The organism is Nocardiopsis sp. LOL_012 (assembly GCF_048060475.1).
Lineage (GTDB): Bacteria > Actinomycetota > Actinomycetes > Streptosporangiales > Streptosporangiaceae > Nocardiopsis.
In genome coordinates, this window is sequence record NZ_JBHMIV010000002.1 from 1 (window position 1) to 13,218 (window position 13,218).

Genomic DNA, 13,218 nt, shown 5'->3' on the forward strand with positions numbered 1-13,218 from the left:
GGATCTTCGACATCTCGGACAAGGCCGCCCCGCAGTACGTGGCGGCGGTGCGCACCGACTGTGGTTCGCACACCAACACCCTGGTCCCGGGCAAGGACGGCGAGCACGAGTACGTCTACGTGTCGTCCTACTCGCCCAACGCGGCCTACCCGAACTGCCAGCCGCCGCACGACGCGATCTCGGTCATCGAGGTGCCGCTCGACGACCCGGCTTCGGCCCGGGTCATCGACACCCCGGTGCTCTTCCCAGAGGGCGGCAACTCCGGTACCTCCGGCTGCCACGACATCACCGCGTTCCCGTCGAAGGACATCGCCGCCGGCGCCTGCATGGGTGACGGCATCCTGATGGACATCTCCGACCCCGCGGCGCCCGTCGTCACCGACGTGGTCCGGGACGAGAACTTCGCGTTCTGGCACTCGGCCACCTTCACCAACCGGGGCGGCACCGTCATGTTCACCGACGAACTCGGCGGCGGCGGCGGGGCCACCTGCAACGAGGAGGTCGGCCCCGAGCGCGGTGCCAACGCCATCTACACCGTCGGCGGCTCCGACGAGGCCCCGGAGATGACCTTCGAGGGCTACTACAAGATCCCCCGCCACCAGGCGGACACCGAGAACTGCGTGGCGCACAACGGCTCGCTGATCCCGGTCCCCGGCGGTGACTTCTTCGTGCAGTCCTGGTACCAGGGCGGCGTGTCCGTCATGGACTTCAACGACCCCACCGATGCCACCGAGATCGGTTACTTCGACCGCGACCCGATCAACGAGGACCGCCTGGTCCTGGGCGGCTCCTGGTCGGCGTACTACTACAACGGCTACGTCTACTCCTCCGACATCACCCGGGGGCTGGACGTGCTCAGGATCGACGAGCCGCGGTTCAACGTGGCCGAACGGGTCTACATGGACGAGTTCAACCCGCAGTCGCAGCCGGTGTACCGCCCCGGCCGCGGCCACGGGCGCGGCTGACCCCCACCCGGTAGGCGGCCCGTGAGACGAGGGGGCGGGGATGTGTTCCCCGGCCCCTCAGCCGTGCCCGGGGCCCTCACACCCCGGGAGGCCGAAGAGCCGGTCGGTGGGGGCGTCGACCGCCTCCAGCACCCGTCCGGTGAAGTACACAGTGCCCAGCGCCAGGACGCGCCGCCCCAGCGCCGGGAACGACGCGGCCGACAGCTCCTCCGCCCGCATCCGCCCCCAGTGCGCGGGCAGCGCGCGCTCGAACCTCAGGTGGGACTCCGGCAGGACGACCGTGGTGACGGGCAGGCCCACCAGCGACTCCACCACGCCCGACACGTCCTTGTGGTCGGGAAGGCACAGCAACACGTGGTCGATCCCGCCCCACACGCCGCGCGCGTGCGCCACCGCCGCCGCGACCCCCGCACCGTTGATCGCCGAGTCCACGACCACCTCCCCGCCGCCCACCGCGTGGCGGGACAGGCGCGCGGGCAGGCGCACCGTCTCCAGTACCCCGTGCAGCCGTTCCCGGGAGGGGCGGGGACGTCCCAGGACGTCCAGCATGCGCAGCGCCGCCGCGGTTCCCAGCACCCCCGAGGCCGCCGACAGCCCTGCCGGGCGCAGCCGGGCGGGGGGCTCCGCGCCCTCGTCCCCCGGGTCGACGGCCTCCACCGCCACCCGCCCGCCGGTCGCCTCCGCGAGGGCGGCGGCGACCGCCTCGGACACCTCCTCCGTCTGGGGCAGGCTCACCAGCGCCTGGGTGCGGTCCCCCGCCACGCGGGCCTTCTCCCGGGCGATCTCCGGGACGGTGTCCCCCAGCACCCCGAGGTGTTCGCCGAACACCCTGCCCAGGGCCACCACGTCCGGGCCTATGATCCGCAGCTCGTCGCGGTGGCCGCCCGCGCCCGCCTCCAGGACGCACACGTCGGCTCCGGACCGCCGGGCCTCCAGCATCCCGGCGATGAGGAACAGGCCGCTCGGGGCGAGGTGCCCCCCGGTCTCCGCCACGGGAGGCAGGCTCAGCCGGGCCCGCTCGATCAGGTCGCCCAGGGCGTCCAGTCCGGCACCGGTCACCGACACCCCGTCCACCCGCACCCGCTCCCGGTAGGACCGGAAGCTCGGACCGGTGACCAGGACGGTGCGCAGACCGGCGGCCGACAGCGCGGCGGAGGCGTAGGTCGCCGTGCTCCCCTTGCCCTTGGACCCCACCACGCCCAGGACGGGTACGGACGCCGGGTCCAGTTCCAATGCGTCCATGAGCAGCCGGGCGCGCCGACGGCTGCGGACCTGTCCAGGGCGGCGGGCCGCCCACTCGGTGAAGAACGGGTCAAGGGTGTCCATGCCCCCAGTATGCTGCGCTCGGCGTATGTCATCGTTTGCCCAAGCCGGGGCGGTTCGCGTGCAGGCGCACATACACTGGCGCTCGTGTACACCCCGACGACCCCTGAGACACCGTGAGCGGCCCCGGCGCCCGTGAGCGCTACGACGAGGCGGCCGCCGAGATCATGTCCCGGACGCCCGAGTCCGAGATCGACCCGCGGCTGGACCGGATCCGGACCCTGCTCGACCTGCTGGGGGAGCCCCAGCGCGGTTTCCGGGTGGTCCATGTCACCGGGACCAACGGCAAGACGTCCACGGCGCGCATGATCGACGCGCTGCTGCGGGCGCGCGGCCTGCGCGTGGGCCGCTACACCAGCCCGCACCTGCGTACGGTGCGCGAGCGCATCGTCGTGGACGGCGAGCCGGTCTCCCGGGAGCGGTTCGTCGAGGCCTACGACGACATCCGCCCGTACGTGGAGATGGCCGACGCCGCGGGTGAGGGCCGGCTGTCGTTCTTCGAACTGCTCACGGCCATGGCCTACGCGGTCTTCGCCGACACCCCGGTGGACGTCGCCGTGGTCGAGGTCGGCATGGGCGGGCGCTGGGACGCCACCAACGTCGTCGACGCCGACGTCGCCGTGGTCACCCCGATCTCCATCGACCACACCGAGTACCTGCCCGACACCGTGGAGGGCATCGCCGAGGAGAAGGGCGGCATCATCAAGCCCGGCTCCGTCGCGGTCCTGGCCCAGCAGCCCCTGCCGGCCGCCGAGGTCCTCATGCGCTGCGCCTCCGAGACCGGGGCCCGGGTGGCCCGGGAGGGACTGGAGTTCGGCGTCACGTCCAGGGACGTGGCCGTCGGCGGCCAGCAGATCGCGGTCAAGGGCCTGACCAACGGGTACGAACGGCTGTTCCTGCCGCTCTTCGGTGCCCACCAGGCGGGCAACGCCGCGGTCGCCATCGCCGCCGTCGAGGCGTTCGCCTCCGCCGGTGAGGACGGGGAGGGCCTCGACCCGGCGATGGTCGGCGAGGCCCTGTCCGAGGTCGCCGCCCCCGGGCGCATGGAGGTGGTGCGGACCAGCCCCACCGTCGTGGCCGACGCCGCCCACAACCCGGCGGGCATGGCGGCGACCGCCTCCGCCGTGGAGGAGTCGTTCGGCTTCTCCCGCCTGGTCGGCGTGGTCGCGATCATGGCCGACAAGGATGTCGAGGGAATTCTGGAACCCCTCGAACCGCTGTTGGACGACATCGTCGTCACTCGCAACTCCTCTCCCCGCTCCCTCGAACCCGCGCGGCTCGCCTCCCTCGCCGAGGAGGTCTTCGGCCGGGACCGGGTCCACACGGCCCCCCGACTCGACGACGCCATCGACCGGGCCATCGGCCTGGCGGAGGAGACCGGGGAGTTCGGCGGTGCCGGCGTCCTGGTCACCGGTTCGGTCGTCACCGCCGGTGACGCCGTTCACCTGCTGCGCGGTCCGGGTGAGTAGAGAGGCCTGACGAAGGGAATCCACCGTGCGCGTCATCTGTGCTGTCGTTCTCGCCTTCGAGGCCGTGGTCCTCGGCCTCGTCATACCCGTTGCCATCATGGTGGAGGGGATGGAACCAGCCTGGGCCGTCGGGGTCTGGGGCGGTATGGCCGCCGCCGCGCTCCTCCTCGGCGGCCTCCAGAAGTACTCCTGGGGCCACTACGCCGCCTGGGCCCTCCAAGCGGTCATGGTCGCCACCTCGTTCCTGGTGCCGGGGATGGTGATGATCGCGATCGTGTTCGGCTCCCTGTGGGTGGCCGGGGTGGTCCTGGGGCACCGCACCGACCGGATGAAGGAGCTCCACGCGGAGCGCACCCGGGCGGATCAGCCCGCGGGCACCGCGCCGGAGGCCTGAAGACGGTAGTGTGACCAGGGTCCGGGCACGCGGCCCGTCCTCTGCGGGGCTCTCCCCGAACGCGGCCGCACCCCTGTCGTGACACCCACCCTTTTCCTCCGCGCGCGGCCGACGCCGTGGGCGAGCGCCCACCTGCGCCACGCGGAGCCCTAGTGAGGAGTTGACAACGCACGTGGAGCGCACACTCGTTCTCATCAAGCCTGACGGTGTCCGCCGCAACATCGTCGGCGAGGTCATCTCGCGCATCGAGCGCAAGGGGCTGAAACTGGCCGCCATGGAGCTGCGCACGCTCGACGCGGCCACGGCCAAGACGCACTACGAGGAGCACGCCGAGCGTCCGTTCTTCGACTCCCTGGTGGAGTTCATCACCGGCGGTCCGCTGGTGGCCATGGTGGTCGAGGGCGAGCGCGCGGTCGAGGCCTTCCGGGCCCTGGCCGGGGCCACCGACCCCGTGACCGCGGCCCCCGGCACCATCCGCGGCGACTTCGCCCTGGAGGTCCAGGCCAACATCGTGCACGGCTCGGACTCCACCTACTCCGCCGACCGCGAGATCAAGCTGTTCTTCCCCGAGCTGGCCTGACGCCCGTCCCGCACGCCGCCCGGCCCCTCCGCGGACCGGGCGGCGCGCGTGTTCCAGAGGTCGCCCGGTGTCTTTTCCGGTACCGGTACATCGGCTATGTCGGCATTCGTCCGCGATCTCGGCGCCATTTCGGTGTGTTCGTGTAACGGACTAAGTGCTTTCCGTTACGATACGGGTTGATGAACACCCATCGTTCCGGAACGACTACCTATGGTCGTGGCGGGCGCCCGCGTCCGACACAACGCCTCTGAGGACGTCACATGCCGAACAACCTTGCCTTCCTCGGTCGGGACATGGCCGTCGACCTGGGGACCGCCAACACACTGGTGTACGTACGCGGGCGCGGCATCGTGCTCAACGAACCGTCGGTCGTCGCCGTGAACACCTCCACGGGCAGGATCGTGGCGGTGGGGATCGAGGCCAAGCAGATGATCGGCCGGACCCCGACCAACATCACGGCGATCCGCCCGCTCAAGGACGGCGTCATCGCCGACTTCGAGATCACCGAGCGGATGCTGCGCTACTTCATCCAGAAGATCCACCGGCGCCGGCACTTCGCCAAACCGCGCGTCATCGTCGCCGTCCCCAGCGGGATCACCTCGGTCGAGCACCGCGCGGTCAAGGAGGCGGGCTACCAGGCCGGGGCGCGCAGGGTGTACATCATCGAGGAGCCCATGGCCGCCGCCATCGGCGCCGGGCTCCCCGTCCACGAGCCCACCGGAAACATGGTCGTGGACATCGGCGGCGGCACCACCGAGGTCGCCGTCATCTCCATGGGCGGCATAGTCACCTCCCAGTCCATCCGGGTGGGCGGCGACGAGCTCGACCAGGCCATCATGACCTTCGTCAAGAAGGAGTACTCCCTGATGATCGGGGAGCGCACCGCCGAGGAGCTGAAGATGGCCATCGGTTCGGCCTACCCCACGGCGGAGGAGGAGCTCCAAGCCGAAGTGCGCGGCCGCGACCTCATCAGCGGCCTGCCCAAGACCATCGTCCTGTCCGAGAGCGACGTCAGACAGGCCCTGGAGGAGCCGGTCACCACGATCATCGACGCGGTCCGCACCAGCCTGGACAAGTGCCCGCCCGAGCTGTCCGGCGACATCATGGACCGCGGCGTGGCCGTCACCGGCGGCGGGGCCCTGCTGCGCGGACTCGACGAACGGCTGCTCCACGAGACCGGTATGCCCATCCACGTCGCCGACAACGCGCTCGACTCGGTGGCGATCGGTTCGGGCACCTGTGTGGAGAACTACGAGCGCCTGCACCAGGTCCTGGTCCCCGAACGGCGGCGCTGACATGTTCCGCGACGCACCGAGGTCCCGCCTGGTCCTCGCGCTCCTGGTGGCCGCGGCGGTCGCCCTGCTCGTCCTGGACTCGCGTGCGGGCGGCGATCCCCTCACCGACGCGGGACGCCGAGCGGGGGAACTGGTGTTCGCCCCGGCCTCCTCGGCCGTGAGCGCCGCCACCGGCCCGGTCACCGACCTCTACGACGGGCTGCGCGCGGGCCCCGCCGCCGCCGACCGCATCGAGGAGCTGGAGCGGGACAACGCCGAACTCCAGGAGCGCCTGCGGGCCGCCGAGCTCGACGAGGGGCGCGCACAGCAGCTCGACGAGCTGCTCCATCTGTCTGGTATGGGCGGCTATGAGATCGTCGCCGCGCAGGCGGTCACCCGCGTCACCTCCCACGGCTACGGCCGCACGGTCACCCTGGACGCGGGGAGCGACTCCGGGATCACCGCCGACATGACGGTGGTCAACGGCCAGGGCCTGGTCGGGCGCGTCGTGGAGGTGGGGGCGCGCACCTCCACCGTCATGCTCGCCACCGACGTCGGCTCGGCGGTCGGGGTCCGGCTGGAGGGCAGCCGCAAGATCGGGGTGGCCAAGGGCGGATCGGTACCCGGAGGGCCCGACGCCGACCTCACCCTGGAGCTGTTCGACCTGGAGACGCCCGTGGAGGACGGGGACCGCGTGGTCACGCTCGGCTCCCACGACGGCGCGCCGTTCGTGCCCGGTGTACCCGTCGGCACCGTGGAGGCGGTCCAGATGTCCCCGGGCGCCCTCAGCCGCCTCGCCCGGATCGCCCCGGTCGTCGACTTCGCCGCGCTGGACGTGGTGGGGGTGGTCGTCTCGGGGCCCGCGGAGGACCCGAGGGACTCCGTCCTTCCCAGCCAGCCCGACCCCGAGGAGGACCGATGAGAACCGCGGCGACCCTGCTCATCGTGGCCCTCGCCGTCCTGGTACAGGCCACCGTCGTCAACCGGATCCCCTTCGCCTGGGGCACCGGCCCCGACCTCGTGGTCGCCGCCCTGGCGGCGGTGGCCCTGACGGCCAGCCCCGCCGTGTCGGCCGGGTCCGGCTTCGCCGCCGGGCTCGCGATGGACCTCATGCCCCCGGCCGACCACGCCGTGGGCCGCTACGCGCTCGTCCTGTGCGTGGTCTTCTACCTCGTCGCCCTGCTGCGCGCCAACACCGGTGCGCCGGGCGCCGTCGGCGGTCGGCCCTCGGCCTGGACCGGTATCGGTACCGCCCTGGCCGCGTCCCTGGGGGTGAGCGCCGCCTACGCGGCGGTCGGCCTGGTCGTGGGCGACCCGCGCCTCTCGCTCGGGGCCCTCGCGGTGGCGGCGGGTACGGGCGCGGTCCTGACGACCCTGGTCGCACCGTTGGTCACGCTCCCCCTGCTGTGGATGCGCACCGTGTTCACCGAGGACGAGTTCGCCACCGTCCAGGGCCCGACCCGCCTCGGGGGGTGGTGAGCCGTGCACAGGCCTCCCGGCACCCCGGACCGGCCCGTGCGCAGGCTGGGCACACTCGGCGTCGTCCTGGCGCAGGTCCTGGTCGTGGTGCTGTTCGCCGCCCTCGGTGTGCGCCTGTGGTATCTCCAGGTGCAGAGGGGCGACCACTACCGCGAGCTCGCCGTCTCCAACCACCACCAGGAGCTCGTCGTCCCGGCCACCCGGGGCCAGATCCTGGACGCGCGGGGGCGGGCGCTGGTCAACAACCGGACCGAACTGGTCGTCTCCGCCGACTACCACGAGCTCCAGGGCATGCCCGACGACGGTGAGGCGGTCCTGGCCGAGCTGTCGGAGGCGCTCGGCACCCCGCTGGAGGAGCTCGAACAGCGCATGCGCCTGTGCGGCCCCACCGTGGAGCGCCCCTGCTGGCCCGGATCCCCCTACCAACCGGTCACCCTCGCCGAGGGGGTGGGCAGCCAGGCCGCCCTCCAGATCATGGAGCACCCCGAGCGGTTCCCGGGGATCACCGCCCAGGCCCACGCCGTCCGCGAGTACCCCTACGGGGACCTGGCGGGCCAGGTGCTGGGCTACCTCCAGCCGGTCACCCAGGAGGAGCTGGAGGCCCGGGAGCAGCTCCGCACCCAGTTCACCGGTATCGACCAGGTCGGCCGCGACGGCCTGGAGAAGATCTACGACGCCGAGCTGCGCGGCACCGCCGGGCTGCGCACCCTGGGCGTGAACAACCACGGCGAGGTCATGGAGGTGCTCTCCGACCGGATGCCCGAGGCGGGCATGCACCTGGTCACCCACCTGGACGCCGAAGTCCAGGGCATCGCGGAGAAGGCCCTGGCCGAAGGGATGGCCGCGGCCCGGCCCCGGTACCCGGCCGACTCCGGTGCCGCCGTCGTCCTGGACGTGCGCACCGGGGGAGTGGTGGCGCTGGCCAGCGTCCCCTCCTACGACCCGAGCGTGTGGCGGGGCGGTATCGACCAGGAGACCTTCGACGAGATGCTCAGCGCGGAGGCGGGGGAGCCGCTGCTCTCGCGGGCCATCCAGGGACAGTACCCGCCCGGGTCCACGTTCAAGGTGTCGTCGCTGTCGGCCGCCGCCGAGAACGGGTACTCACTGCGCAGCACCTACGCCTGCCCCGGTTCGATCAACGTCGGGGGACAGAACTTCGAGAACTACGCCGGTCAGGGCCACGGGACGATCACCCTGCACCGGGCGATCGTGGTCTCCTGCAACACCGTCTTCTACAACTTCGGCTACCGGATGTGGCTGAGCGACGGCGGCCTTCACCCGGCCGGCGAACCGGACGAGGCCATGGCCGCGATGGCCCGCGGCTACGGCTTCGGCTCGCCGACCGGGATCGACCTCCCCTACGAGACCGGCGGCCGCATCCCCGACCGGCAGTGGAAGCGCGACTTCTGGGAGCAGACCAAGGAGAACAACTGCCACCGCGCCGAACACGGATACCCGGACGTGGCCGAGCGGGACCCGTCGCACGCCGCCTATCTCAAGCGCCTCGCCCACGAGCACTGCGTCGAGGGGTTCGAGTGGCGCGCGGGCGAGGCGGTCAACTTCTCGATCGGCCAGGGCGACGTGCTGGTCAGCCCGCTGCAACTGGCCGCCGCCTACGCCGCCATCGCCAACGGCGGCACCCTGTACGAGCCGCGTGTGGCCCGGGCCCTGGTGTCGGCCGACGGCGGTGAGGTCCGGATGATCGAGCCGTCCGTCAAGGGACGCCTGCCCGTCAGCGAGGAGACCCTCGCCTACCTCCAGGCCGCGCTCACCGAGGTCCCCAAGGCGGGCACCGCCAGCGGGGCGTTCGGCGGCTTCCCGCAGGACCTGGTGTCTGTGGCGGGCAAGACCGGCAGTGCCGACGTCGTCGGGCGCCAGGTCTCCTCCTGGTTCGCCTCCTACGCCCCTGCCGACGACCCGCAGTTCGCCATCGTCGTCTTCGTCCACCAGGGCGGGACCGGCGGTGCGACCTCCGCACCCATCGCCCGGAAGATCTACGAGGGCATCTACGGCTTCTCCGCGAACGCCGGGGGCGAGGACGGGGAGGGCGACCGGCCCCCGAGCGAGGGCGCGCTGCCGGACGGCAGGCCCTGGCAGGAGCTGCCCACGGTCCGCTCCGACGGCTCCATCGACCTTCTGGACCGGTGAGCATGGACACGTACGCGAGTGCCTCCGAGGCGTCCCGCGCCCGGTTGGGCCGATCCGCGGCGGGTGTCGCCCGCCGCCTGGACTGGGCGCTCATCGCCGCGGTGGCGGCGCTGTGCGCCATCGGAACGATGCTGGTGTGGTCGGCTACGCTGCCGGGGGACGGCAGTGGGCCGATGGAGGCCACCGGGCACATGCGCCGCCACCTGGTCCACCTCGCGGTGGGCTGGGTGCTGTGCCTGGCGGTGGCCTCGGTGGACTTCCGCGCCGTACGCGGATACGCGCCGCTCGTCTACGGCGCGACCGTGATGGCGCTCATCATGGTGCTCACCCCGCTGGGCGCGGTGATCAACGGCTCGCGCGGATGGATCGTGCTCGGCCCCGTGCAGTTCCAGCCCAGCGAACTGGCCAAGGTCGGCCTGATCCTCGTCCTGGCCACACTGCTCGGGGAGCCCCGGGACGGCGAGACCAAGCCGATGACCAGGGATGTCCTGTACTGCCTGCTGGCACTGGCCGTCCCGCTCGCGCTGGTCCTGCTCCAGCCCGACCTGGGGACCACGCTCGTCCTGGGCATGATCTTCCTGGGGATGCTGACCCTGTCGGGCGCTCCCCTGGTGTGGGTGGTCGGCATGCTCGCGTGCGGGGTGGCCACCGCCTTCGCGGTGTGGTGGTTCGACCTGCTGGAGCCCTACCAACTGGACCGGCTGGCCACCCTGATCGACCCGTCCGCCGACCCCCAGGGGGCGGGCTACAACTCGGCCCAGGCCCTGATCGCCGTGGGTTCGGGCGGCTTCTCCGGCACCGGGCTGTTCCAGGGGGAGCAGACGCACGGCCGCTTCGTCCCCGAGCAGCACACCGACTTCATCTTCACGGTGGCCGGTGAGGAGCTCGGGTTCGTCGGCTCCGCGGCGATGGTCGCTCTGTTCGTCGTGGTCTTCTGGCGGATCCTGCGGATCGCTGCGGGGTGCGACCAGCCCTATCCGCGCCTGCTGTGCGTTGGTGTGGCCACCTGGTTCGCCTTCCAGAGCTTCATCAACATCGGGATGGGCCTGGGCATCATGCCGGTCACCGGGCTGCCCCTGCCGTTCGTGTCCTACGGCGGCACCGCGATCGTGGCGAACATGCTGGCGCTGGGCCTGGTGCTGGGGGTCCACGTCCGGGACCGCGGTTTCGAGTGAGATACCGGGGAGCGCGTTAGCCTGAGGGGAAACCGTCCGCCGTTCGTCGACCGAAGGCCGCACATGTCCGTCGAAAGTGTCTTTCCGCGACTAGAACCCCTGCTGAACCGGGTGAGCAAGCCCATCCAGTATGTCGGGGGCGAACTCAACTCCGTGGTCAAGGACTGGGACGAGGCCCGGGTGCGCTGGGCGCTGATGTACCCGGACGCCTACGAGGTCGGGGTCCCCAACCAAGGGGTGCAGATCCTCTACGAGGTCCTCAACGAGCGCGAGGGCGTCCTGGCCGAGCGCACCTACGCCGTCTGGCCCGACCTCGAAGGACTGATGCGAGAGCACGGGATCCCGCACTTCACCGTGGACGCGCACCGGCCCCTGTCGGCCTTCGACGTACTGGGCGTGAGCTTCGCCAGCGAGATGGGGTACACGAACCTGCTCACGGCGCTGGACCTGGCGGGGATCCCGCTGCGCTCGGCCGAGCGGGACGAGGCGCACCCGGTCGTGCTGGCGGGCGGGCACTCGGCGTTCAACCCGGAGCCGATCGCCGACTTCCTGGACGCCGTCGTGCTCGGCGACGGCGAGGAGATCGCCCTGGCGATCACCGAGATCGTCCGCGAGCACAAGGAGGAGGGTTCCCCGGGGGGCCGCGACGGGCTGCTGCTGCGCCTGGCCGCGACCGGAGGGGTCTACGTGCCGCGCTTCTTCGACGTGGCCTACCACGACGACGGGCGCATCGCCTCCTACGCGCCCAACCGGCCCGGGGTGCCCGGCACGGTGCACAAGCACACCGTGATGGACCTGGACCAGTGGCCCTACCCGAAGAAGCCCGTCGTGCCCACCGCGGAGTCCGTGCACGAGCGCTACAGCGTGGAGATCTTCCGCGGGTGCACGCGCGGCTGCCGGTTCTGCCAGGCGGGGATGATCACCCGCCCCGTACGTGAGCGCAACCAGGAGACCGTCACCCGGATGGTCGAGGAGGGCGTCAGGAACTCCGGCTTCCAGGAGGTCGGCCTGCTGTCGCTGTCGAGCGCCGACCACAGCCAGATCGGCGGTATCGCCAAGGGGCTGGCCGACCGCTACGAGGGGACCAACACCGGCCTGTCGCTGCCCTCCACGCGCGTGGACGCCTTCAACATCGACCTGGCCAACGAACTCACCCGCAACGGGCGCCGTTCGGGCCTGACCTTCGCCCCCGAGGGCGGCAGCGAGCGCATGCGCCGGGTGATCAACAAGATGGTCACCGAGCAGGACCTGATCCGCACGGTGACGGCCGCCTACGAGGCGGGGTGGCGCCAGGTGAAGCTGTACTTCATGTGCGGGCTGCCCACCGAAGAGGACGAGGACGTCCTGGCCATCGCCGACCTGGCCACGGAGGTGATCAGGACCGGACGCGAGGTGACCGGGCGCAAGGACATCCGCTGCACGGTCTCCATCGGCGGGTTCGTGCCCAAGCCGCAGACGCCGTTCCAGTGGGCGGGCCAGACCTCGCACGAGGCCGTGGACGCCCGGCTGCGCAAGCTGCGCGACAGGCTCAGGGGCGACCGCAGGTACGGCAAGTCGATCGGTCTGCGCTACCACGAGGGGAGGCCCTCGATCATCGAGGGCCTGCTCTCGCGGGGTGACCGCAGGGTGGGCCGGATCGTCGAGGAGGCGTGGCGTGCGGGCGGCCGGTTCGACGGCTGGAGCGAGCACTTCTCCTACGACCGCTGGGCGGCCGCCGCGGAGGCGGCGCTGGCCGGCGAACCGGTGGACCTGGACTGGTACACCACCCGTGAGCGGGAGGAGGACGAGGTCCTGCCCTGGGACCACCTCGACGCGGGACTGGACAGGTCGTGGCTGTGGCAGGACTGGCAGGACGCGCTGCACGGCGAGGAGTCGCTGGAGGTCGACGACTGCCGCTGGACCCCCTGCTACGACTGCGGTGTGTGCCCGAGCATGGGTACGACCCCGCAGATGGCGGACCTTGGGGCGAAACTCCTGCCCCTGACGGTGGTGAACCGACGGTGAGCGGGGCGTTCGACCGCATCGCGTTCGGGTGTGCGCGGGCCGGGGAGCGGGGTTCCCGAGCCGGGGCCGCGGCTGCCTCGGCGGCCCGCCCGGGGGAGGAGTGAAGTACGGCCCGGCGCCCCGCTCGCGCCGGGCCGTACGTGTAGTAGGACTCGCGGCCCCGGGCGGGGGTTGCCACGGTTGCGGATTTTCTTGGGATTTTTTTGTCGACGGCCGGTGTTGCTCCAGTGAACGCCGGTTCACACTCCGTACGTTCCCTCGGGGGACTTTTCGATCGCAGGTCAGCGGGGCAGGTACCGGTATGCGTGGTCCTGTTGGCGCATGTGCACCGCGACGCACCGTACGCTGAACAGGACTGAGGAACAGCCCCTTCAGGTCGCACGCCGACCCCACCGGGGGCACGAGGA

General features: G+C 71.5%; 11 protein-coding genes. 10 read left to right on the forward strand and 1 reads right to left on the reverse strand.

Features of this window, described 5'->3' with window-relative positions; genetic code table 11:
- Positions 1–965, forward strand: a 965-nt coding sequence (locus ACFHWE_RS01390; protein WP_416598696.1) for an LVIVD repeat-containing protein, incomplete at its 5' end; no start/stop codon positions are given.
- 57 nt (positions 966–1,022) lie between these two features.
- Here ACFHWE_RS01390 and ACFHWE_RS01395 read toward each other — a convergent pair.
- Positions 1,023–2,291 (reverse strand): hypothetical protein, encoded by a 1,269-nt coding sequence (locus ACFHWE_RS01395; protein ID WP_416598697.1) that lies wholly within the window; start codon positions 2,289–2,291, stop codon positions 1,023–1,025.
- 164 nt (positions 2,292–2,455) lie between these two features.
- Between ACFHWE_RS01395 and ACFHWE_RS01400 the strand changes: the two genes are divergently transcribed.
- From ACFHWE_RS01400 to ACFHWE_RS01440, 9 genes are all read left to right on the forward strand, one after another.
- Entirely contained in the window at positions 2,456–3,757 is a 1,302-nt protein-coding gene (locus tag ACFHWE_RS01400) for a bifunctional folylpolyglutamate synthase/dihydrofolate synthase (RefSeq protein WP_416598906.1), read from the forward strand.
- Positions 3,758–3,782: 25 nt separating this feature from the next.
- Positions 3,783–4,151: a DUF4233 domain-containing protein gene (locus tag ACFHWE_RS01405; protein ID WP_416598698.1), complete on the forward strand. Its 369-nt coding sequence runs from the start codon at positions 3,783–3,785 to the stop codon at positions 4,149–4,151.
- A gap of 172 nt (positions 4,152–4,323) precedes the next feature.
- Positions 4,324–4,731, forward strand: coding sequence for a nucleoside-diphosphate kinase (gene ndk, locus ACFHWE_RS01410; RefSeq protein ID WP_416598699.1), 408 nt, complete (start codon positions 4,324–4,326; stop codon positions 4,729–4,731).
- A gap of 260 nt (positions 4,732–4,991) precedes the next feature.
- Positions 4,992–6,026 carry a rod shape-determining protein gene (locus tag ACFHWE_RS01415; protein WP_416598700.1) on the forward strand — a complete coding sequence of 345 codons (1,035 nt, stop codon included), beginning with the start codon at positions 4,992–4,994 and terminating at the stop codon, positions 6,024–6,026.
- Between the two features lies 1 nt (position 6,027).
- Positions 6,028–6,927, forward strand: a complete 900-nt coding sequence (mreC, locus tag ACFHWE_RS01420) for a rod shape-determining protein MreC (protein ID WP_416598701.1) — start codon at positions 6,028–6,030, stop codon at positions 6,925–6,927.
- Positions 6,924–7,484 carry a rod shape-determining protein MreD gene (locus ACFHWE_RS01425; protein ID WP_416598702.1) on the forward strand — a complete coding sequence of 187 codons (561 nt, stop codon included), beginning with the start codon at positions 6,924–6,926 and terminating at the stop codon, positions 7,482–7,484. The genes mreC and ACFHWE_RS01425 overlap by 4 nt, the downstream gene beginning before the upstream one ends.
- A gap of 3 nt (positions 7,485–7,487) precedes the next feature.
- Positions 7,488–9,632, forward strand: coding sequence for a penicillin-binding protein 2 (gene mrdA / locus ACFHWE_RS01430; RefSeq protein ID WP_416598703.1), 2,145 nt, complete (start codon positions 7,488–7,490; stop codon positions 9,630–9,632).
- 2 nt (positions 9,633–9,634) lie between these two features.
- On the forward strand, positions 9,635–10,807 hold the full coding sequence (rodA, locus tag ACFHWE_RS01435; protein ID WP_416598704.1) for a rod shape-determining protein RodA: 1,173 nt from the start codon (positions 9,635–9,637) through the stop codon (positions 10,805–10,807).
- A gap of 63 nt (positions 10,808–10,870) precedes the next feature.
- Positions 10,871–12,811, forward strand: a complete 1,941-nt coding sequence (locus ACFHWE_RS01440) for a TIGR03960 family B12-binding radical SAM protein (RefSeq protein ID WP_416598705.1) — start codon at positions 10,871–10,873, stop codon at positions 12,809–12,811.
- Positions 12,812–13,218 lie beyond the last annotated feature (407 nt).

Coding starts and splice junctions, on each gene's coding strand:
- rodA (WP_416598704.1), top strand. CDS start 9,635: ATGGACACGTACGCGAGTGCCTCCGAGGCGTCCCGCGCCCGGTTGGGC.
- ACFHWE_RS01440 (WP_416598705.1), top strand. CDS start 10,871: ATGTCCGTCGAAAGTGTCTTTCCGCGACTAGAACCCCTGCTGAACCGG.
- ACFHWE_RS01395 (WP_416598697.1), bottom strand. CDS start 2,291: ATGGACACCCTTGACCCGTTCTTCACCGAGTGGGCGGCCCGCCGCCCT.
- ACFHWE_RS01400 (WP_416598906.1), top strand. CDS start 2,456: ATGTCCCGGACGCCCGAGTCCGAGATCGACCCGCGGCTGGACCGGATC.
- mreC (WP_416598701.1), top strand. CDS start 6,028: ATGTTCCGCGACGCACCGAGGTCCCGCCTGGTCCTCGCGCTCCTGGTG.
- ACFHWE_RS01415 (WP_416598700.1), top strand. CDS start 4,992: ATGCCGAACAACCTTGCCTTCCTCGGTCGGGACATGGCCGTCGACCTG.
- ACFHWE_RS01425 (WP_416598702.1), top strand. CDS start 6,924: ATGAGAACCGCGGCGACCCTGCTCATCGTGGCCCTCGCCGTCCTGGTA.